Source organism: Sulfitobacter sediminis (assembly GCF_040811725.1).
Lineage (GTDB): Bacteria > Pseudomonadota > Alphaproteobacteria > Rhodobacterales > Rhodobacteraceae > Sulfitobacter > Sulfitobacter sediminis.
Genome location: NZ_JBFNXX010000019.1, coordinates 32,347 through 53,788, shown reverse-complemented (window position 1 = coordinate 53,788; position 21,442 = coordinate 32,347). Strand labels below are relative to the sequence as shown.

Annotated in this window: 15 protein-coding genes; 7 read left to right on the top strand and 8 right to left on the bottom strand. The window is 61.0% G+C overall.

Annotation, left to right across the window (positions count from 1 at the left end; all coding sequences use genetic code 11):
- Together AB2B41_RS19060 and AB2B41_RS19055 are read right to left on the bottom strand one after the other, a co-directional pair.
- Positions 1–3,806, bottom strand: a 3,806-nt coding sequence (locus AB2B41_RS19060) for a two-partner secretion domain-containing protein (RefSeq protein WP_367879412.1), incomplete at its 3' end; no start/stop codon positions are given.
- A 70-nt stretch (positions 3,807–3,876) separates the two neighbouring features.
- Positions 3,877–5,547 carry a ShlB/FhaC/HecB family hemolysin secretion/activation protein gene (locus AB2B41_RS19055; RefSeq protein ID WP_367879411.1) on the bottom strand — a complete coding sequence of 557 codons (1,671 nt, stop codon included), beginning with the start codon at positions 5,545–5,547 and terminating at the stop codon, positions 3,877–3,879.
- A 326-nt stretch (positions 5,548–5,873) separates the two neighbouring features.
- On the opposite strand from AB2B41_RS19055, the gene AB2B41_RS19050 reads away from it, so the two are divergent.
- The 3 genes from AB2B41_RS19050 to AB2B41_RS19040 all read left to right on the top strand — a co-directional run bounded on the left by AB2B41_RS19050 (position 5,874) and on the right by AB2B41_RS19040 (position 12,529).
- A complete protein-coding gene (locus AB2B41_RS19050) occupies positions 5,874–6,503 on the top strand; it encodes a TIGR02466 family protein (protein ID WP_367879410.1) in 630 nt (209 codons plus the stop codon).
- 217 nt (positions 6,504–6,720) lie between these two features.
- The gene (locus AB2B41_RS19045) at positions 6,721–11,811 is read left to right on the top strand and encodes a coiled-coil domain-containing protein (RefSeq protein ID WP_367879409.1); all 5,091 of its coding nucleotides are present in this window, start codon (positions 6,721–6,723) and stop codon (positions 11,809–11,811) included.
- A 19-nt stretch (positions 11,812–11,830) separates the two neighbouring features.
- Positions 11,831–12,529, top strand: coding sequence for a CpXC domain-containing protein (locus tag AB2B41_RS19040; RefSeq protein WP_367879408.1), 699 nt, complete (start codon positions 11,831–11,833; stop codon positions 12,527–12,529).
- A gap of 10 nt (positions 12,530–12,539) precedes the next feature.
- On the opposite strand, the gene AB2B41_RS19035 is transcribed toward AB2B41_RS19040, so the two are convergent.
- Genes AB2B41_RS19035 through AB2B41_RS19010 form a run of 6 tightly spaced genes read right to left on the bottom strand, consistent with a single transcriptional unit; the run spans position 12,540 to position 17,521 of the window.
- Positions 12,540–13,997, bottom strand: coding sequence for a DUF4384 domain-containing protein (locus tag AB2B41_RS19035; protein ID WP_367879407.1), 1,458 nt, complete (start codon positions 13,995–13,997; stop codon positions 12,540–12,542).
- Positions 13,994–14,392: an ExbD/TolR family protein gene (locus tag AB2B41_RS19030; protein WP_367879406.1), complete on the bottom strand. Its 399-nt coding sequence runs from the start codon at positions 14,390–14,392 to the stop codon at positions 13,994–13,996. The genes AB2B41_RS19035 and AB2B41_RS19030 overlap by 4 nt, the downstream gene beginning before the upstream one ends.
- The gene (locus tag AB2B41_RS19025; protein ID WP_367879405.1) at positions 14,389–14,826 is read right to left on the bottom strand and encodes an ExbD/TolR family protein; all 438 of its coding nucleotides are present in this window, start codon (positions 14,824–14,826) and stop codon (positions 14,389–14,391) included. Before AB2B41_RS19025 ends, AB2B41_RS19030 begins: the two co-directional genes overlap by 4 nt.
- Before the next feature lie 22 nt (positions 14,827–14,848).
- A complete protein-coding gene (locus AB2B41_RS19020; RefSeq protein WP_367879404.1) occupies positions 14,849–15,475 on the bottom strand; it encodes a MotA/TolQ/ExbB proton channel family protein in 627 nt (208 codons plus the stop codon).
- Between the two features lie 2 nt (positions 15,476–15,477).
- Positions 15,478–15,909 (bottom strand): hypothetical protein, encoded by a 432-nt coding sequence (locus tag AB2B41_RS19015; RefSeq protein WP_367879403.1) that lies wholly within the window; start codon positions 15,907–15,909, stop codon positions 15,478–15,480.
- A 19-nt stretch (positions 15,910–15,928) separates the two neighbouring features.
- On the bottom strand, positions 15,929–17,521 hold the full coding sequence (locus AB2B41_RS19010) for a hypothetical protein (RefSeq protein WP_367879402.1): 1,593 nt from the start codon (positions 17,519–17,521) through the stop codon (positions 15,929–15,931).
- 217 nt (positions 17,522–17,738) lie between these two features.
- On the opposite strand from AB2B41_RS19010, the gene tssA reads away from it, so the two are divergent.
- The 4 genes from tssA to AB2B41_RS18990 all read left to right on the top strand — a co-directional run bounded on the left by tssA (position 17,739) and on the right by AB2B41_RS18990 (position 21,440).
- A complete protein-coding gene (tssA, locus tag AB2B41_RS19005) occupies positions 17,739–18,764 on the top strand; it encodes a type VI secretion system protein TssA (protein WP_367879401.1) in 1,026 nt (341 codons plus the stop codon).
- Between the two features lie 84 nt (positions 18,765–18,848).
- Positions 18,849–19,358, top strand: coding sequence for a type VI secretion system contractile sheath small subunit (gene tssB / locus AB2B41_RS19000; RefSeq protein WP_367879400.1), 510 nt, complete (start codon positions 18,849–18,851; stop codon positions 19,356–19,358).
- A gap of 3 nt (positions 19,359–19,361) precedes the next feature.
- Positions 19,362–20,858: a type VI secretion system contractile sheath large subunit gene (tssC, locus tag AB2B41_RS18995; RefSeq protein WP_367879399.1), complete on the top strand. Its 1,497-nt coding sequence runs from the start codon at positions 19,362–19,364 to the stop codon at positions 20,856–20,858.
- 66 nt (positions 20,859–20,924) lie between these two features.
- Positions 20,925–21,440, top strand: a complete 516-nt coding sequence (locus AB2B41_RS18990) for an Hcp family type VI secretion system effector (protein ID WP_367879398.1) — start codon at positions 20,925–20,927, stop codon at positions 21,438–21,440.
- Positions 21,441–21,442 lie beyond the last annotated feature (2 nt).

The following is a 21,442-nucleotide window of genomic DNA, read 5'->3' as shown; positions in this document are numbered from 1 at the left end:
ACGATTTCATCGCCGTATGTTTTCTCGGCATCGTCGATCTCAACATTGAGCGTACGCGGGAGGACCCGCAGGCTGCCGGGCACGATGTTGATGACATAATTGCCCAGGCCTGTCCCGACCGGACCCTCGGCGATGATGAGGTAGGGACTATCGTCGACCGGTGCCGAGGCGGGTTGGCCCGCGCTGCTGATCGAAAGCGTTGCGAGCGTGTCGCCATTGATGAGGCCGAGCGCCGTGAACTCTGTGCCGTTAAAGACGATTTCATCGCCGTATGTTTTCTCGGCATCGTCGATCTCAACATTGAGCGTACGCGGGAGGACCCGCAGGCTGCCCGGCACGATGTTGATGACGTAATTGCCCAGATTGGAGCCAATGATATTTTCGGCCCAAACTGGATAGGCGCCCTCTGAAACGGGGGCGTTCGGGAAGCTACCTGGGCTCAGGACCGAAACAGAGTCGACCGTATCTGTTCCAAACAGTGTCTCTGCAGTGAAGCCAAAGGGAGTACTTGTCAGGTCAGTTCCGTAGACTTTATCGATATTATCAAGCGTGATGGTCAGGGGGGCAGGTGTAACGTTGCCGGGGATAGGCACTGACCTCACATCATATGATTGGCCGCGATCGCTGGTATAGTCTGTCGGGAAACGATAGGTGATGCCACCCACGTTGGGATCAGACAGTATGATTTGATCGTCCATCGTGCTGAGATCGCCGGTATCGCCACGTGGGCCGAAGAGATAAACATCCGGACCACCAAAATATTGGCCATTGACGGCGGAGTAGCCGGTCGTGCTGCTGCTGTACTCGAAATTGGCGTTGGAAACCGAATAATCAAAAGGTGAATTGGGTGAAACAGCGTCGTCGGCAGATATCACGGGGTCGACAGTATAGAGCCTTGCATGGTCAATGGCATCTTGCGGTATCGCCCACGTTGAGAAGAAGTCCCACCCAGCTGAACTCGCCTCCGCAAAAAAGCCAACTGCATCGTTCAATTGGGCCGTTGTGCGGCTTCGGGCGCCTTGAAACGGGCCTCCCCCTAAGTCAACTTCTCCGAGCTGGCCGCTATCAGTCTGGCCAGTGGTTTCTGGATTGAAGAACGATGACATCATGTTTCCGAAATCTTCCACGTAGACCTCAGAACCTGTCACAGCGCCCGCACCTCCGCTGCCAGGCGTGCCAATTAGGTTCACCGGGCCGTTCGCGATAACATTTTCGATTAGACCCAAGTTGTGGCCGACAATGCCTCCAGCATTACCCGCGAAGTCAAAAACACCCTCTGAGTCCGAAATAAATTCAGCCGCACTATTTGTGTCGGCGGCTACCGACGCTGTAGAGTAAGCATTTCTCGTATCGCCATAGTTGAGGCCAACAATACCTCCGGCATCTCCGTGAATTGCGTGGTCATAGCTTATCAAGCCGCCGGATCGAACTTCTTGGACGCTTCCATAGTTTAAGCCGACGATGCCACCTAAGAAAACATAATCAGATGGTTCGTCGGGTTCTCCAAACGGGTCTTCAATATCGGTGACAGTTACGTCAGCTTGACTTCCGGTGATACGACCAAAACCGCCTTCGTTGTCGTCATTTACTGCAACAATGCCTCCTCCAACCCCCGTAAAAAACCAATTATTGTAAACTCGAACAGTACCGGAGGTAGATACGCCACGAACGATTCCGTTATTAGAGGCTGCGAGGATTCCGGCTTCCAAGCCGGATACATCTGCATCTGCAATATTGAGCTCAACAATGCTGGCGCTGGAGCTCAAGTTATTGAACATCCCAGCTACTACGAAGCTGCTGCTTGCACTGTAGCGATTAATGAACAGATTAGAGATCGTATGCCGATTCCCGTCCAGGGCACCGTAAAAATCTAGCGGAACAAAGCCTTCCTCGTACTGCTCAGGGACTGGCACCAGGCTTTGCCAGGTCTTAGTCGAACTGGCGTCGATATTGTTGTTGAGTGCATAGCTCTCAAAAGGGTGGGTCCCTACGCCCTGCAAGCCATAGATATCGCTCAGGAGGTAAGGGGTGGCTGTACTGCCGTCTCCACTGAGAGCGCGTAGAAAAGTAGGGGGGCTAAATGGATATGTATCAGTATCAACTACAAAGTTGTTGGCCGAGAATGATGGAAGGGGATTAAGGATTTGCATCCAGTTGCCTAGGCTAAGGCGGAACAGGTCCACATCCACCGTTCCGGCTGGCCCAGTGGAGATTTCTCCCGAATCATCGTCAGTTGCCAAGTGGAATTCTCCGTTGGGCAAGCTGATCGCTTGGTTAAGCAGGATATTGCTTCCTGCATTGATCTCGAGATCACCATTTAACGCAGTGATTGGCTGATTGACCACGACATCCCCGTCCGCGTCCAACGTGAGTAGAGTGCCTGAAGCCCACGCCACTGGTGCATCAACCGTTATCGTCCCGGGTTCGGACAGACCAAAATCAGTGAATGGATCAGGTAGGTCACCAGAGCCATCGGTAGCAACAATGACGTCGCCAAGTTCCAGCTGGGTAACCAAGTCAGTATTCAGAATTTGGTTCACTCCTGGCGCAGCGCCCACAATTTCGACGTCAGATGGATCGAGCAGAAGTTCTCCCACAGAACCATTTGGAGCGCGCACATCAGTGAGACCTCGGTAGCTCAAATATTGCTTGCCCGAGACTTCGACGAAGCCGCCATTTCCTTCACTTGCTCCGCCGCGCGCAGAAATATTTCCCGCAAATGTCGTCTCTAATTCTGACCACAGGATGATCCGCCCGCCGTCACCCGCCGAGATACCATCGGCGTTGATTGTTGTCGCGCCATCTACGCTGAGTGTTTCAGCCGCGGGTAGACCCGGTCCGCCCTGGAATTCCCCACCCACTCGGATATCGCCGCCACCGTTCTCGCCGCTCGCATCAAGCGCAGCACCCGCAAGTGTAATGTCGCGGCCGGTGATTGTAATATCGCCGCCGCGTTCTGGGCGCAGGGCAGGGCGGATGGACTCCGTAACCTCGATCGTGGGTCGAGTGCTGGTGCGGACGTGGCCGCTGACTGTAACCTTGCCGCCAGAGCCGCCACCCAATGTGATCCGCCCATTACGTCCGCTCACCGTAGTGGCTTCCACCACGCCGCTCATGTTAATGGCATGGCGCGCTGCGTTGCGGGCGGTCGCCGCCGATATCTGTACTATTCCGCCGTTGGCCTGGATGGTGCCAGAGTTCTCGATCAGCGCCTCCAGGCCATCATCATCCGTATCACTTGGTACCGTGACTTGCAGAAACCCGTCGCCAGAGAGGTCCAGTGTCACCCGTTCCCCGGCTCCGAGGCCGACGAAGCCCAAAGGTGCCTGGATGGCGCCCGAGTTCTTGACCTTGCCGCCTATGAGCGCGGCGTAGCCACCTGTAACGACCTGCACGTTGCCCACGTTCTCAACGGCGGCTGAAGCACCATTGCCTTCGAACACGGTCTTACCCGTGACAAAGTCATCATCCCGCATATTCAAGGTCGAGGCGACGAAGCTGCCCGCGTTCACTCTGCCCGTGGGACCGATGAAGATGCCATTGGGATTGACGACGAAAACGCGCCCGTTTGCGTTGAGCTGCCCGTGAATTTGACTGGTGGTATCGCCCGTAACGCGGTTTAGGATCGCTGCGTCGGCACCGGGCTGGTTGATATCGACACGCGCGCCTTGGCCGATAGAAAAACCGTCCCAATTTACGACGGCGCGGTCACTGCCTTGGTTGATCATCATCGTCGCCGCCGAAGGCGTGCTGATTTGTGCCGAGCCATGGACCACTGTCCCGCCGGTTGGCAACGTGTCAGCCAATACCCAGACCGGGGTCAGCGCCGTCGTCAGCGCAAGCGCGAGGCGGGTAAAACGGCGGTGACCCTTTCCTTCAGAAACGGAAGGAGCCTGAGATGCTGAAGCGGTTTTTGTCCGGCTGGTCGTCATCACGGGTCCCCCTAGCGTATTCCATCCGCACGGTTGCGGAGCGGAAATTGGATTTTGTCAAAGTATTGAATTCGACACCGATCCCGTAGGAGGTCGCGGAAAGGTCTGCGGTTTCCTGCGCGGTCGGTTGCTTGAGGGAAACATCCCCATAGGCAGCAAAAATGTATGGGCTGATCAAAACGGGCGTCTCGCCGAAATTCGCCTGACGCGGCATTGAGACTTCAGCGCGTGTGACGAACCCGCTGTCACCCTTGATGTCGCCTGCGTCGAAGGCTGAAAGCTCCTGACCGCCAGCGATGCCGAACTGTTCACCAATCAGCAGAGGATCGCCGAAGGAAGATTGCGCTCGGCCAGAAAGAGAAAAGTTGAAGTTTTCGGTGATCTTATGCCGCAGACGGCCCGAGACAATTAGTTTGGTAAACTCCGCGTCTGCGCTCTGCCGCGACAGGGGTACACCGCTGCCCACCTCGTCAGCCCCGCGCGCGCCAAGCGCGTCGATCCCGCGCGACAGCACCGCGCCCGCCTCGATGGCGGAGCCGCTTTCGGTTAGCCAGAAGCCATCGACCGCGGCGCGGATCACTGTAGTTTTGTCCTTGTAGATTGGAGAGCGCCCGCCGTTGGGAGTGACGAGGAACTGCTCATCCAACTGTTTATCTAGCGTCAGTTGGCCCGAGATGTTGCGGTTGCGAGAGCGGATAAATGGATAGAAAAGACGTGCCGATCCGCGCTTGAACCGGCTGGTGCTGGGCGCAACCAGCGTGTCAGGCGCTGTGCGACTGTCCGTCAGCTCCATGTTCAGCGTCAGACCATCTAGCCCCAGCGGAAAGACTGTGCCGACCGAAAGCGTGCGCACACGCGGATCGCTGCTGAAGACAGATCCAACACCGTTGACATTGTCGCCGCTCGGCGCGCCGGAAAAGCGCCCATAAAAGGTCTCGCCTATGTTGAAAGGGGAATTCACCTCGATCCCGGCACTCAGGGTAACAGGTCCTAGTTCGTCCGAATTGGCGTTGTCGAATGCGAAAAATCCCGTCACGGGACGGAACTCTGGCTGAAGGATCAGCGAGGTGCCACCCGGCGTCGCGCCAGCAGCAAGTGCGGACCCGAGGGCCACGCCATAGGTATCTCCCGCCAACAAAAGCTGGCGTTCAAGCTCTGGCAACCGCAGCCCACGCCGACCGACGAGCGGCGCGGTGATTTGCTCGATCCGGCCCCTGACCGGTTCCGGTGCTGCGGAGGCATCGACAGTTTCAACAAAGCCGTTGATCACCTCGATTCGGAGCCGCCCACCATCGCGCAATTCCTGAGCGGGCAGCACGACGCGGGCCAGCACGAAGCCGGCCTGCGCATAGGCGTTCTCAAGGTCAGCAACGGCGTTGAAAATCTCGGCCACGGTGATTGTCTTGCTCGACAACCGCGCGCGAACAGCCGCGTTGGCGGCAGCCATTTCCGAAAGCTCGCCATTGAGCGTAACACCCGAGAGGTTGATCAGCAGTTTTTCGGAGCCAGGCGGTGCCTTGAGCCCGCGCTCGCCTGAAAAGACGACGGCACCTGTCAGGCGCTGTGCGTCTGGTGCGAAGTTGGACGGAGTGATTTCGCTCGCTGTCTGGGCCATTGCAAGAAGCGGCTGCAGCGCGAGTGCAGCAATGAGGCTTGCGAAGACGGTCCCAGCATATGCCTTGTGCTTGGCAGAAACGAAAAAAGCGCCAAGGCGACGCTGGAAACTGTTGGTTTCCGGCACAAAAGAACTCCCGCAATAATCTTGCCTACGATAGGTTTTCGACAAACTACTCACCACGGTAGCCTCAATACTGGTCGCGTAGAACTATGAAATCAAGGAATACATAGGTCCTGAAAAGCTTTTTCTGCTGTTTGATGCAAGGCTTGGATGCGATTCTAGGAAAATGTACCTTAGCCGATAAGTTCTAAGAGGACTGCCCAATGAACCAGCTGACCGCAAGCATGAGGATGGCTTTTGCAAGCCCAATTTTTCGATTTGAGGTGCCCAATGCTTCGGCCCTCAATGAAAAGCTCATCGAGGAGGCGAATGCACTTCGAGAAGCGTCAGCAGGAGTACGGCGCTCAAACCGGCGAGGATGGCATTCTGAAGCCAACCTGATGAAATATCCAGGCCCAGGATCTACAGAGCTTTCCAACTCCATCAAGGAAGCTGTCAACCTTGCAACAAAAGCGATATCTCCAGACTTCAGATTTTCAGAACATCGCCTTGCCACAAATGCATGGTTTAACATAAATGCAAAGCACGCATATAATGTTCCGCATCGCCATGAAGGCTTCGTATGGTCGGGATGTTACTACGTGACCACTCCGAAGCTCGTAGGCAGTCAGTCAGGAAGCATAGAGTTTTTGTCGCCTCTGACAGTCCCTGGAGAATACCGACAGCTAAGAGCAGAGTGCTTCACGGATAAGATATCGATCCAACCGAACGCTGGTGATATGCTGATATTCCCTTCTTACCTCATGCATTGGGTATTTCCGAATGAGGCGAATGAGCAGCGGGTAACAATGGCCTTCAACGCCATCTATGTAGCAAAGGATGCGCATTCCTAACTGGTTGGCCAATATCGTCAAGTTTGACGATATTGGCCCTTCACCGATTTTGGCATAAAGTCGGGGATGTCACTATTTTGCGGTTGTCTGGAAAAAACTTGCATTGGCTGCGACGCTGGTTTTGACTTCAACCAAGGCTGCCACCACGTTTTTAGCACAAGATGATTTCTCGGCAGCCGCCCCGCTTTTTTGGAGGGATGGTATGCCGATTGAAGGGTTGACCCCGCAACAAGCCGATTTCATCGAACGGTTCCTGAAGGTGCCGAAGCTCTTCAAGCGCAAAGAGATGAAAGAGCGCCGCAAGGCGGCTGCCGAGGACTTCCGGCTCTTCAACACCGAGCTTGACCTCGTTCGGGAAGAGATCATGGGCATCGACGATCCGGCCATGCGGTCGATGTTGCTGGCGCAGCTTGCCGCGGCCGAAAAGGTTATCGAGCAGGACCCGGAAAACCTCGATTTCGCCGGGGGCCACCAGCAGCTTGCGGATGTCCAGGCGGCAATCGTTCTTCATACCCGCAAGGCGGATGCAGAGCGCGCTTTCGGACAGCTCGAAACCGCCATCGGGCGGATGGAGAAGGATCATCCACTGGTGCTGCGCGGCGGCGGTGCCGACGCGCAGAGCGACATCGCGCTGACCTGGGCCTGGATCGAAGAGAAGTATCGAAGCGGCATGGCCGCGAACAACCCTGCCGACCTCGACAGCGCCCTGCGCGCGATGGGACGGCTCGAGGTGATGATGCGCGACGCGGTGCGCGCGGCCGAGAACCCTTTCGAGACCCGCCTTGCCGAGGTCGGCGATGCGAAAGCCGCAGCGCAGGACAGCTTGGGCGCGGAGGTCCGGCAGGCACGGCAAAGCCTTCTTGATACCTTCAACCAGCTTGCCGCGCTCAGGGACAAACTGACGGCCATCTTCGGTGAGGGCCATGTGCCGCTCGCGTTCAGCATGGGGGCGACCGCCCTGAAGGCCAAGCTGGACGCTGCCGTCGATGCCGTGCCGGGGGATCTTCCGGGCATGGCGGAGGACGCCGGGGGCGACATGGCGAAACTGCGCAAGCAAGCCGAAAAAACCTTCGCGCAGGCGGAGGTCTGGCGGCGCGACCTTGAGGCTTTCGCGGTGCGCTACGCGGTGATGAAGGCCCATCCGCAACGGGCCGAACCGCTCTTCGTCAAGCCGGAGTTCGACAAGGTGACCGCTGCCTACCGCGCGGCACGGGCCAAGGCAGAGGGGCACGAATACGCGCAGGCCAGCACCGATCTGGCCGTGGTGCGGCACGATCTGAAAGACGCGCTTGACTTTGCGGATGACCACGCGAATTACGCCGCCCTCGTTACCGAACGCGAACAGCTTCTGGCAACGTTGCCCGCGCCCGCAAGCCTGCCATTCGACAATCTGCGCGAGGATCACGCGGCGGCGACCAAGCTGCTCGCGGATGCGAAACAGGCGCATCAGGCGCGGCAGATGACCGCCGCACTGGCGCTGCTGAACCAGATCCCCGGTGCCGTGGCGGACCTGCTGGCGCTCAATCGTTTCGCCAAGGAATACAAGCGCGACGAAAAGACCTGGAAAAGACGGCAGGCGCGGTTTGCGGCGAATTACGCGTCTGAAATCCAGACGTTGTTGGAGGATGACATCGCCTATTGCCTTCGGGCCGGGGAAGCTGCGCAGGCGGATGCGGCAAGGGGAGAGCTGCGCAGTGCGGCGGGGCAGTTCCGCAAGCTGCTGGGTTACCAGCGCAAGGTTCTCAATCAGGCCGACTACCTCAAGGGGTACCTGGCCGAGCGCGCGGTTTTCGCGGCGCGGTTGGAGGAAACAAAAGTCCGCAAGGGGCCGGAAGGCCGGATCGCGATCGAAAGCTATTATCAGGCGCTGCAGGGCGACGAGGCCAAGCGCGCGAGTGCCGAGGCAAAGGGAGATTTCAAACTTGCCAACGCCATGTGCCAGCGCCTCAAACCCCAGCACGCCGAGATGCTGGCCCTCGCCGATCAGGCCAAGGCCTACCTTGCCGAAAAGACGACCTTCGACGCCGAACTGGCCAAGCTGTCTGGCAAGACCACTGCCGCGGCCCTCGAGGCCAAGTCGACTGCCGAGGAGATGCTGGCCAATGCCGTTGCGGCCACGGTACGGGGCAATTGGCTTGCGGCGACCAACCTGCTTGAGAACGCGGTGCTCGAGATCAAACGTGCCGTCGACGATCTGGAGACCGCCGAACTGATCGACGGGCTGCAAAGCGACAGCGTCGCGCTTTCGGCGTCTTCCGATTTTGGCGAAGTCTACGCGGTCTTTGCCAGGGCGCACGATCATGCCAGCGGCCTCGATACGGAGGGATGGTTTGCCGAGGACCTTGCCGCCGCCGAGCGAACCGCGCGTTCGGTCGAGGCGTTGATGAAAGACGATCTCAATCGTGCGCAATCGACGCTGAACGACGCCATCGAGGCGTGCAAGACCATCGCGCTCAAGGTCACGGCGACCAGGAGCTACGGGGCGCAGCGTGCCGCCCTCGACACCGTGATCGCCCAGGCTGAAGCGGCGAAGGCGGACGGTGTGATCGACGCCGAGATCGAGACCGCCGAAAAGGCCCGGGATGACGCCGAGGCGCTGGCCGAAGGGCCGGGTAATGATCTGGCCGGAGCGATCAAGCGGCTGGGCGAGGGGCAGGCAGCCGCGCGGCTGGGCATTGACGCCATGGCACTTTACAAGAGCGCGGTCAGGACGGCCCGCCGAAAGGTGCAGGAGTCGCTCACCGCTTTTGCCCGCCCGGCCCATGCGCCCAAGCTTATCGCCTATGCCGAGCGGTTGCAGGGCGAGGTGGACAAGATGAACGCGGCCTTCGACAACAGGAAGTTGGCGGAGGCCGCGACACTCGCGGAGAAAGTGACCGAGCTTGAGGCTGCCTACCGCAGTACGTTCCAAGACTATCAGACTGCCGAGAGATACATCGCGGACAACGTGCGCGGCAAACAGGGCATCGAGATGACCCACGCCAGCACGACCGAAGAGGCGCTTGAGATCACGCGGCTGACCGCAACCATGGACGAGTTGCACGCCAAGGGCAGCTTTGCCGCATCGCTGCACACGGCGAAACAGGTCAAGAGCCTGATGAGCAAGGCGCGCAAGAAGGCCGGGGCCTTTGACCAATACCTGCTGGTCAAGGTGGCCTGCGAAAAGGAACTGGACAAGCTCGAGCTGCGCGCAACACCCGATGCGGGACCGGCTCAGGAGGCGATTGCCGAGTTGCGCCGGGCCTTCGATGCGGCGCTGGAGAAAGAAAGCCTTCAGAACTATGGCGGGGCCGAGAAATCCTTACAGGGTTTTCTGTCCTCCTGTCAGGAAGCGGCGGCTGCGATGGATGTCTACGACCGCTGCCTGTTGCAGAAGACGCGCGCGGAAAAGGCGCTGGCGCGGGTGCAGGAAAGAAGGTCGCCCGCGGTGGAGCCCTTGCTGACCCGCCTGGAGGGGAAGGACGCCAATGCCGGGCGCAGGCTCGCGGCCTTCGACTTCGCCGCCGCTACCGACCTCTTTGTCGAACTTCAGGACGACTGCGCGGCGGCATTGACCGCCGCTGAGCGGACGGAAGACCTTGGCGAGGCGATCAACGAGATCAAGGTGATTGCCGAGGACGATCTGGACGCGCTCCTCGCCGCGATTGATAGCGCGGAGGCCAGGCTCGATGAACAGAGCCGGGAACCCTCGGCGATGTATGTGCACCCGGAGATCATGGAGGCCCTTGGGCTTCTGAGCACCGCGCGGGATCAGGCGGCGGAGAGTTTTGCCGACGCGCGGCGGGACCTGGAAAAGGGTGTCGATGCCTGTCTGCAGATCGTGCTCTTGCTGGCGCAATACGACCAGTTGAACGCCTCGGCAAAGGTCGCGCGCGATCTTGCCCAGGCGCTGCGAAAGGACCATCCGCTGCGCAAGAAGGCAGGGCATGCCGATGTCGCGCGTGACGAGATTGATGCGCGCATGACCGCGCTCGAGGTTTCGATGAACGCCGCGCGCGCGGCGAAATCGAACCGGGCCCAGACCCAGACAGATATCGAGGACACAATCACCGCGCTGCGCGAATTGCGTCACGTGCTGGACGCGCATCTCGACTACGTGACCACGCGCGAACCGGCCGAAGAACGACTGGCCGAACTGGAGAAGGGCGAACACCGCCACCTGATCCGCGAGGATCTGACAGAGGCACGCCGCGGACTCGACACCGCTGCGACGCGGGCCGCCGACCGCAACCACAAATCCGCCGGGACTGAGGTGAAGGCCGCAAACGTGTGGCTCGACATGGCGGCGCTGCGCATCAAGCTTGCGAAAAATGCAGCGCCGACACCCGAGGAACTCAAGGCAATCCTTGCCGCCCCCGATGGTCTCGACAAGATCGACGGGATCGTCGCGGGGCTCGAGGCCGATACACAGCGCAAGGTCATGGCAACCGCCTTCGAGGCGCGTTTCGGCTGCAAGCTGAAGGTAAACAAGGCCGGTGGAACAGACCGCAACGGCGTCGCCGCCTCCGAGCAGGACATGGAAAAACCCGCCCTGAACATACGGAAATTCTATGAGGCGATGTCTAAACTACCGCCCAGCGACACGCTCGACAACGACAGCCTCCTGACCTTCATCTATCTCGACGACAAGGCATCCTCATCCAGCTATTCGTCGGGCGAGAAACGTATCGCCATGCGCGAAGGCGATGACCGCAACTCGCGGATCTACGCCATCGCCATCGAGCACGAGATCGGCAAGCTCCACGACAGCGCCATCCCCAAGGCCGGAGAGGAGCGGACCGCCTTCAGCTGGAACACCCTGCACGAGGTGGGGCATGCCGTCGATGACAAGCTCGGCTACATGAACAAGCACGGAGAGCGGCTGGCGGGCTGGAAAGTCTATGGCGCGGACGTGACCGAGGCGGCAACAGCGATTGCGGGCAAGTTCGACTTCGATGCGGATTACATCGCCGAATACATGCTGAGCGCCGAGGGGAGGAAACTGCCGATCCCAGATCCGGTGGGTTGTGATTTCCACGAATGGCGCCGCCGGATGGAGGAATGCCGCATGTTCGTGGACCGCGCGCGCCACGGCAACAAGCCGTGGTCCTCGGCCAGCGTCGCGGCAGCCTGTGCCATCGGGCGGCACACCTACGTGGAAAGCTACGACAAGAAATGGGCGCGCTACCTGACCGAGGCGCGGCAGTACGGTGTGTCGGGCTATCAGTTCCGCGCGCCGGGCGAGTGGTTCTCCGAGATCTATGCCGCGCTGCACTCCGACCGGTTGAACGACAGCCATCCGCACAAGACCGAATTCGAAAGCCTCTGAAACCAGACGGGAGGGGCTGATGTCCCTGTTCACGACGACCACCATCCAATGCGGCGACTGCGAGACCGTGACCGATTTCGAGGCGGCGGGCAGCGTTAACGCCGACCGCAGGCCCGATCTGCGCGCTACCATCCTCGACGACAGCTTCCAGGTCGTCGCCTGTCCCTCCTGCGGGGCCGCGATGCGGCTGGAGCCGCTTTTCAACTACCTCGATATGGAGTTGGGGCTGTGGCTCGCCGCTTACCCTGCTCGGCGCATCGGAGAATACCTGGCTGTCGAGAAAGAGGTACGCGCGCTCTTTGACCAGAGCTATGGGGCCGGGGCGACCGCGTCGGCGCAGGAGGTGGGCGGGGCGCTCAGGCCCCGGCTTGCCTTCGGCTGGCCCGCCACGCGCGAAAAGCTGCTGTTGGCGCAGGCGGGGCTTAACGACACGAGTGTTGAATTGCTCAAGCTTGATCTCATGCGCCGCCTTCCCGATGCACCGTTTCAACCCGGTGTCGAATTGCGGCTGGTCGATGTGGGAGAGGATGCGCTGACCTTCATCTGGCTCGACAACGATACCGAAGAGGTGCTGCAGGAGTTCGAGGTGGACAGGGCGCTGCTGCAGGACATCGAGAGCAATGCCGACGCCTGGGCCGATGTCCGCGCTGCGGTGACCGGTGGCATGTTCGTGGATATGCAGCGCCTGTACCTCGATGGGGCAGAGGATGCAGCTTGAGCGCCGCGCGCTATTGAGAGGCCGTCGTCACAAAGAAATAGACCCATTCTCCCTTGAACTCCGGGTCCGCAGCACGCGCCTGGACCACCCGTGTCTGCAGCCAGGCGAGGTAAGCGTCGGCAGGTTCCACCAGGGGACGCAGACCGTCATATAGCGGCGCCGAGGCGGCGAAGGCGGCGGCTATCTCCTGTCCGTAGGGTGGGCCGATACGCACGAAAAGCCCGGGCTCCTCCGCGCTGCGCGCGCCGATGCGGATGGGGCCCTTGGCCGGTACCTGCTGCAACGGTGCGCGGTCGTTCGGCATCAGATGGATCACGTTGCCGCCCGCGTCGAAGTAATCGACATAGACGTAAGCCGGGTAGTCCGGCCCGGTCATGTCGATGACCAGCGCCTCGTCCTTCACGTACCGGAACGCGCGGGCGTGCGTATCGCTGCCAACGATCAGCGGATTGGTGATCTGGTCGGTCGACTGCGGCAGCCCCACGTCGGCAATCCCCGACAGCGCCGCGCATTGCGGCGCGGGCAGGATCAACAGGTTGTCCGCCACGGCGATATCCGCCCCCATCTGCGCTTGCAGCGCCTGCAGGACCGGCGCGCGCTGACCCGGGTCAGGAACATGACCGGTCAGCGTGAGTGTCGTGGTATCCGGATCGAAGATCACCTGCATCCGCGAACAGGGCACCGAAAGGGCGGCGGCAAGACTGTCGCGCACATCGGCCCCCTCGGCGCTGCCGGGTTGGGTGAAGCTCTGGAAGGCGGCGAGGGATTTTGGATCGACGCTGCCCTCTGCGGGAAAGGCGAGGACCGCCTTCGACGCCGTGACATGCGGCGCGCTTTCGGGGGTTGCGATGCTTGGCGGTGCGCGCGGGGCTGCCGCGGCGGCTGTCGGGGCGACAGGCGGTGCACTGGCCGGTGTCGGCGCATCAGGCAGGACCGCTGCGGGGCGCAGCGCCGCCGCCGCCATCATCAAAGGTGCCGGTACTTCGGCTTCGGATTGATCGACGGTTGGTGTCGCAGGGAGTGCCGCGAACGCGGCAGGTGTCACTGAGAGCGCCTCAGCGGGTTCGGCCAAAGTTGCTGGCGCGCGCTCCGCCCGGTCGGCGGGATCGCTGCGTTCCACGGGCAGGGCGGGGGTGTCCTGAACCGGGGCCGCTTCTGCAGGGGTTGTTCTCGCTGGCGCGGTCTCGAAGGGTGTGGCCAGCGGGGCCGCGACCGACTGCGCGATCGCACTCCCACCCAGAGAGGCCCCCTTGGTCTCTTCGGTTTCCGTCCTCTCGCTCTCGGTCGCCCGCTCGCTGGCTTCGCTGCGCTCGACCTGCTGCGCTTCGACGTTGAGACGGCTTTCCGGTACCGGTTGATCGGCGACCGGCTGCGGCTGGAGCGCCGCCATCAGCCCCGCGCCCGCGCCAAGGTGCAAAAGGACCGAAGCCACCAGACCCAGCACCCATATGCCAAAGCCCGACCTCATGGCGCAGCGGGTGTCACGACCAGCGCGACGTCCTGCGCGCCCGCCGCCTCGAGCCGAGCGATCAGGGGCAGGATATGCCGCAGTTCCGCCGCGTGATGGGCGTTGATGCGGACCAGCGCTTCTGGCGCTTCGGCAATCAGCGGCAGGATGGCGTCAAGCGGTGCATCCGAGGACATTCCGTCCACGGCCATCGCGCCGCTCTCGCCCACCGACAGGGTAATCCCGCCCGCCGGCATATCGGTGCCCGTCTGCGCCAGGGGCGGTGTCACATCAAAGGGTGCGGTCGCATCCATCCGCCCGATCAGCATGAAAAAGACCAGCAGGAAGAACACCACGTCGATAAGCGCGATGATCGTTTCGGGGGCCTGCCGGGCCGGGGGACGGGACAGCTTCATGGCCGGGGCTCCAGCCGAATCACCCGGACATTGCGCACGCCTGCCGCCGTCGCGATGTCCATCACGCTGACAAGCGCCTGCGTGCGCGCCACGCCCGTGGGCAGGATCATCATGGGCAGCGTGGGAGACGCCGCCACCCGTTCCCGGACCAGTGCGTCGAAATCGGTCAGCGAAAACGCCTGACCCCGGATCACGGGTGCCCCATCCGCGCCGATCCGGATCAGAAGCGGTGCCGCTGTCTCTTCTGGTGCCGCCGCCTGAGCCCCGCTTTCGCCGTCCTGCGAGACTGCCGGGATCATGTCGAGATCGAGGTAGGTCGAGGTCACCATGAAAAAGACCAGCAGGATCAGAAGCACGTCAATCATCGCCACCAACGAGATCAGCGCCCGCGCGGGGCGCGGGCGTCTGAGGGTCACGGCGGGGGTCTCGGTCATAGTGACATGGCTTTCCTGCGGGTCAGACGGCCTTGGGGTTTTCCTCCACCAGCATCAGCCGCCCGATGGCGTTCTCGATCATCTGCGCGCCGCTTTCCGCGCGCGCCGACAGAAGGGTCGCTGCCACGGCGGCGGGGATTGCCACCATCAGGCCCACGGCGGTGGTCAGAAGCGCCTGCCAGATCCCGCCCGCCAGCACCGAGGCATTGGCCGCCCCCTGCGCCATCTCAAGCGCCTGGAACGACTGGATCATCCCCATCACCGTGCCCAGCAGCCCCAGCAGCGGGCTGATCATGGCGATCAGCTCCAGCAGGCGGATCATGCTGTTCATGCGTGCAAACTCCTCGTTCCCGCGCCTGACAAGCTCGGCCATCAGCGCGGGGCCCTTGAACCCCTTGCCAAGCGCCTGCATGGCATAGACCATGACCCTGTCCGCGGGGCTTTTGCCTGCCGCGACCGTCGCCTGGGCCTGGTCTTTCTGCCCCTGCGCCCAGTATCCCAGCGCATCCTCGCGCCGCGCGACGCCCGCGCGCGCGGGCCAGAGCTGGATTGTCTTGACCACGATCAGCGCCACCGAGATCGCCGAGAGCACCAGCAGCACCGCGATGATGATGCCGCCCGCGCCCAGAGTGTTCAGATCGAAGGACATGCCTATTTGACCAGCGCCGCCGACGCCTTGCTGCGCAGCGTCAGGATGGGAAAGCAATCCATCTCCTCGCCGTTCTGCGGACGACAGGAGGTCAGGTCATGCAAAAGGATTTCCGAGATGTTCTCGCAGGCGATCTCGGGGATCTCGAACAGCTTCAGTGTCGTGCGGCTGACGGGCAGGGGGGCCGCGTCGATGGACAACAGCCGGTCGATCACGCCGCCCGAATCGAGGATCGCCAGCGACATCTCGAAGCCCTCGAAACTGTTGTCGGTCTCATTGCGGAAAAGAAAGAACGCGCTGCAGCCGCCACTGTCGCTGGCCTCGGTCTTGTTCAGCTCGACCGTGAGGCCACCCGCGCCCTGTGCCGCCACCCCCAGCGGGAGCATGGCAAGGCAAGCGCCGGCCAGCGCGGAAATAATTCTTTGAAAATTCATCAATTCCCCCTCGTTCGTGTCAGGCCGCCAAGGCGGTCTCGACCCCCGAAAGCGCGTCCAATGCGCGCCCCCTAATCCGTGTGTCCGTAAAGCCGTTTTGATCGACCGCGCGGAAGAATTCGTCATCCAGCGTCCCGCGGTAGTTGGTGATGATCGTGATCGCCTCTTTCTTCAGCGCCTCCCGCTCCAGCCCGTCCGGCGTCTCAAGCAGGCGGTTGAGGGTATCCTCCAGAGAGTTGTCGAGGTCATCGAGATATTCGACCAGCACCGAGGCGTTCTGCGCGATATCTTCAAGCCCGCCGATCTCGCGCGCCTTTGCGGTGATCACCATCTGCAGTTTCACGAGGTCCGCATAAAGACCGTTGCGGGTGTTGATCCAGTCCTGCCGGGACTTGCGGTAGGCCACGGCGTTGTCGGGCAAAGCGGCCTCGGCCTCGCTGACGCGGGCGTTCTGCGCGGTCCCCGCCGCCTCTGTCAAAAGCGCCCGGGCGCTTTCGGCAGCCTTGAGGGCACTGGCGTGATTGCCGGCCTCCGCCTGTGATATGGCGAAGCCGAAGGCACGGTTGATCGCGTCGAGATCGCCGTGCCCCGCCACCATCGCCGCGTCCACCTCGGCCTGCAGCGGGCCGACAACCGCCTCCCATTCAGCGACTGTCTGGGCAGCGGCGTTTTCCTGATCGTCTTCGTCCTCGGGCAGCGCGGCTGCGGCACTTTCGGCTTGCTGATCGTTCAAGTCATCTTCCGCGATCGGAGCGGCTTGCGCGTTCAATGCTTCTTCCGCGGCAGCGAGGCGCACCTCCGCCCCCGCGTAGTCCTGCGACTTCAGCAATGCGAGCGCCTGGACGAGGTCCTTTTTCACCCCTTCCGCCGATGCACCCTGAAGCTGCTCCAAGGTCTTCTTCACGGCACCTGCCCGTGCGACCAGTGCCTTTTGATCGGGCGCTCCTGGCGGTGCCGCTGACGTATTGTCCGGCGCGCGTTCCGCCCCAGCGGCCTGCGCTTTCGCCAGTCCCTCCTCGACGCGGGCAAGCGCCCTTGTCGCCTTGTCGACGTCCCCTTGCTTGAGCAGTCCGATCACCAGCGCGACGGCTTTCTTGAGCGTCGCGCCCTCAGCCCCAAGGGCCGAGATGGGGCCCTGAAGGCCGCGCAGCCGCTCCGCCACGGCGGTGCGTTGGTCGGGCTCCCTGGCTGTTTCGGCAGGCTGATTCCCGGGCGGCGCCTCAGTCGTCCGAATGTCCGCCTGTGCCGCGTCCTCCACGTCTTCCGGCTGATGGCTTTCGATAAGGCTTCCGTCCGCATCGTAGACCGTAACCCCGAAGGTGAAACCGATGAGTTTGAGGTGTTTCCTGAACTTCTTGCCGAATTCCGGAAGGGTCTGCGCCGCCTTTACGGTCAATTCCCGGCCCTCGATCTCGAACGTGCCGCTGGCGACCTTGTTCTCCGGCCCCTCTTTCTTGGCAATGCGGGCGATCTTCTCGGGGGCCTGGATCTTGTCCACGATCAGCAGATCGTCGCCCTTCGAGCCAGGGTTGAAGGCAAAGTTCATCGGACGGTTCTTGGCCATCTTGATGAGCTTTTTCAGGTCCTCGGGCTTGATCGGAGCGTAGGCCAAACTACATACCTTCGCTTTTTTGTTGGAAAGTCATTGACATAAAAATGACGATAAGGCTGACTATTGGTCAAGCTTGCATTTTTCGCAATGGGTCGTCCGTGGCAAGGTAGAAGTAGATTTTTTTATTGTTTTGAACCGTTTGCGATTTTCGTGGTGCATGGATTAAGGCTCAACCGCTGCTGGCAATCACGAATTCCACGGCCAATGGGAGACCCAGATGGACGTTGCTAAGCTGCTCGAACCCCACGGGGACGACGCGCCGAGTGGTGAGAATCTTGAGTACGATCCGGCGTTCGTCGAGATGGAGCTTGCCGCCCAGCCGGGAGAGGAGCGGCAAGAGGGCGACAAGATCATCGAGGCCGAAGACCCCGATTTCGCAGATGTCGCCAAGAAAGCCGAAGCCATCCTGGACCGCAGTCACGATATCCGTGCTGCGGTTTTTTATGCCGAGGCCGTTCTCTATACCCGCGGTCTTGTCGGGTTTGCCGAGGCGACCGCATTTGTTCGCGGCTGCCTTGAGCAGCATTGGGCGACGTGCCATCCAGAGCTGGACGAGGACGACGACAACGATCCCACCATGCGGATCAACGCGGTGCAGGGGCTGAACGGAACCGATACGGTGATCCGCGCGCTACGGCGCACAGCGCTCACCGAGAGCCGGATGTTCGGTCGTATGAGCCTGAGGGTGATCGAGATTGCCGAGGGCGCGGCCACTCCGCCGGCCGATATGACGGATATCCCCGACAGCAACAGCATCGGCGCGGCCTTCCAGGATACCGATTCGGAGGAACTGGCCGCACGGTTGAATGCGGCCACCAGTGCTCAGGCGGATCTGAAGGCCATCGACGCCATCTTTGTCGAACAGACACCGGGGCAGGGCCCCGAGCTTGCGGCGGTGCAAAAGGTTCTGGGCCAGATCGTGCGGCGCCTTTCCGACGCGGTGGGCAGCGATGCGCCCGCCGAAGAGGCCACAGCCGAAGGCGCTGGTGCCGGGGGTGACGGCGGCGCGGCCCCCGCAGCGGTTGCTGCGGCCGGTGGTGGCGCGATCAACTCCGCCTCCGATGTGTCGAACGCGCTTGACCGGATCATCGCTTATTACCAGCGCGCCGAACCCTCCAGCCCGGTGCCCATTCTGCTGACGCGGGCCAAGCGGCTGGTAAGCGCGGATTTCCTGACCATCATGAAGGACATGGCGCCACAGGGTGTCGACCAGGTCCGGCAGATCGGGGGGATCAACGATTGATGCGCAAAGGCCCCATGCATTTGACCGAACATTTCACCGCGGGCGCGGTCCCGCATTCCCTTTTCCAGGATCAAGGAGCCCTTCATGGCCGGTAGTTCTCAGAAATTCATAGCCCGCAACAGGGCCCCCCGCGTCCAGATCGAATATGATGTCGAGCTGTACGGTGCAGAGAAGAAGGTACAGCTACCTTTCGTCATGGGCGTGATGAGCGACCTCGCCGGCAAGTCGGAAAAAGAACAGCCTGCCGTCGCCGACCGCAAGTTTCTTGAGATCGACGTCGACAATTTCGATGACCGGATGAAATCCATCGCCCCGCGCGCCGCCTTCACGGTGCCGAACACGCTCACCGGGGAAGGCAACATGGCCGTCGATATCACCTTCGAAAGCATGGACGACTTCAGCCCCGCCGCCATCGCCCGCAAGGTCGAGCCTCTGGCCGAGCTGCTGGATGCGCGCACACAGCTTTCCAACCTGATGACATACATGGACGGCAAAACCGGCGCCGAGGACCTGATCCGCAAGATCATTCAGGACCCCGCCCTGCTCAAGACCCTGGCGGCCCAGCCGAAGCCCGCCGCGACAGAGGAGGAATAACTCATGGCCGAACAAGAAGCCCAGGTAGAAGAAAAGGGCGGCGCAACGGCTTTTGGCTCATCCGAGTTCGAAAACCTGCTGCAAAAAGAATTCCGCCCCAAGTCCGATCAGGCCAAGACGGCCGTTGAATCGGCGGTCAAGACGCTGGCGGAGCAGGCGCTTTCCAATACCGCGCTGATTTCCGACGACGCGCTGAAGTCGATCGAGAGCATCGTCGCCGCGATCGACAAGAAGCTGACCGATCAGGTCAACCTGATCCTCCATCACGAGGAATTCCAGCAGATGGAAAGCGCCTGGCGCGGCCTGCATTACCTCGTCAACAACACCGAGTCCGACGAGATGCTGAAGATCCGGGTCATGAACATCTCCAAGAAGGACATGCACAAGACCCTGCGCAAGTTCAAAGGCACCGCCTGGGACCAGTCGCCGATCTTCAAGAAGCTCTACACCGAGGAATTCTCGCAGTTGGGTGGCGAGCCCTATGGCACGCTGGTCGCCGACTACCATTTCGACCACAGCCCGCAGGACATCGAACTGCTGGGCGAGATGGCCAAGATCGCCGCGGCGGGCCATGCCCCGCTGATCACAGGCGCCAAGCCGACGCTGTTCCAGATGGACAGCTGGTCGGAACTTATGAACCCCCGCGATCTGACCAAGATCTTCCAGACACCGGAATACGCCGCCTGGCGGTCCCTGCGTGAATCGGAGGATTCCAAATACGTGGGCCTTGCCATGCCGCGCTTCCTCGGGCGTCTGCCCTATGGGTCCAAGACCGAGCCGGTCGAGGAATTCGCCTTCGAAGAGGACACCGATGGTTCCGATTCCAGCAAGTATGGCTGGGTCAATGCCGCCTACGGCATGGCGGTCAACATCAACCGGTCCTTCAAGGAATACGGCTGGTGTTCGCGCATCCGTGGTGTGGAATCCGGCGGTACGCTGGAAAACCTGCCCTCGCACACCTTCCCGACAACCGATGGCGGCGTGGACCAGAAATGCCCCACCGAGATCGCCATCGACGACCGGCGCGAGGCGGAGCTTGCCAAGAATGGCATGATGCCGCTGATCCACCGGAAGAACACGGACGTTGCAACCTTCATGGGCGCGCAGTCTCTGCACAAACCGGCAGAGTATGACGACCCGGATGCGACGGCCAACGCAAATCTTGCAGCCCGTCTGCCCTATCTGTTCGCGACCTGTCGCTTTGCGCATTACCTCAAGTGCATGGTTCGCGACAAGATCGGCTCCTTCAAGAGCCGTCAGGATATGCAGAGATGGCTGCAGGAGTGGATCAACAATTACGTTGATTTCAATGCCGACATTTCGTCGGAGAAAGAGAAGGCGCGGAAGCCTCTGGCAGCGGCGGAAGTCGTTGTCGAAGAGGTGGAAGGCAATCCCGGTTATTACACGTCGAAGTTCTTCCTGCGACCGCATTACCAGCTGGAAGGCCTCTCGGTTTCATTACGGCTTGTTTCCAAGCTCCCTTCTGAAAAAGGCGCCTGATCCCTCGAATTCCCTTGGGGTCAGCCCAACCCACAAACGTAACTTACTTTTGAAAGGAAAAGTACAATGGCTGCGAATATGTTTATCCTCGTCGATGGTGCCCCCGGCGATGCAACCGAAGTTAATCACACTGACTGGATCGTCATCGAGTCAGCGACATGGGAGGTCGAGCGTGCGGTCGATATGGTCGACCTCGGGTCCAATCAGCGGTCCCATGCCAACACCAACATGCAAAAGATCGAGGTGACCTCCCAGATCGGGAAGGCGTCGAACAAGCTGGCGTTGTCGGTGGCCAACGGCACCGTCCGCCCAGAGATCGAAATGCATTGGTGCCGGTCCGGTGACAGCGCCTCCGAAGGTCTGCTCGCCTTCTCCAAGTGGAAGTTCAAGAACGCGATCATCGACAAGTACTCTATTTCGGCCTCCGCTGACGGTATCCCGGAAGAGACCTGGGCCATCGCCTACATCGGGATCGAGCACGAGTACTTCTCGACCAGCCAGTCCGACGGTTCGCTCAAAAAGGAAAACGACTTCCTTTGGAACCTGCGGACCGGGGTGTCCGAGACCTACGGCGGTCAGTGATC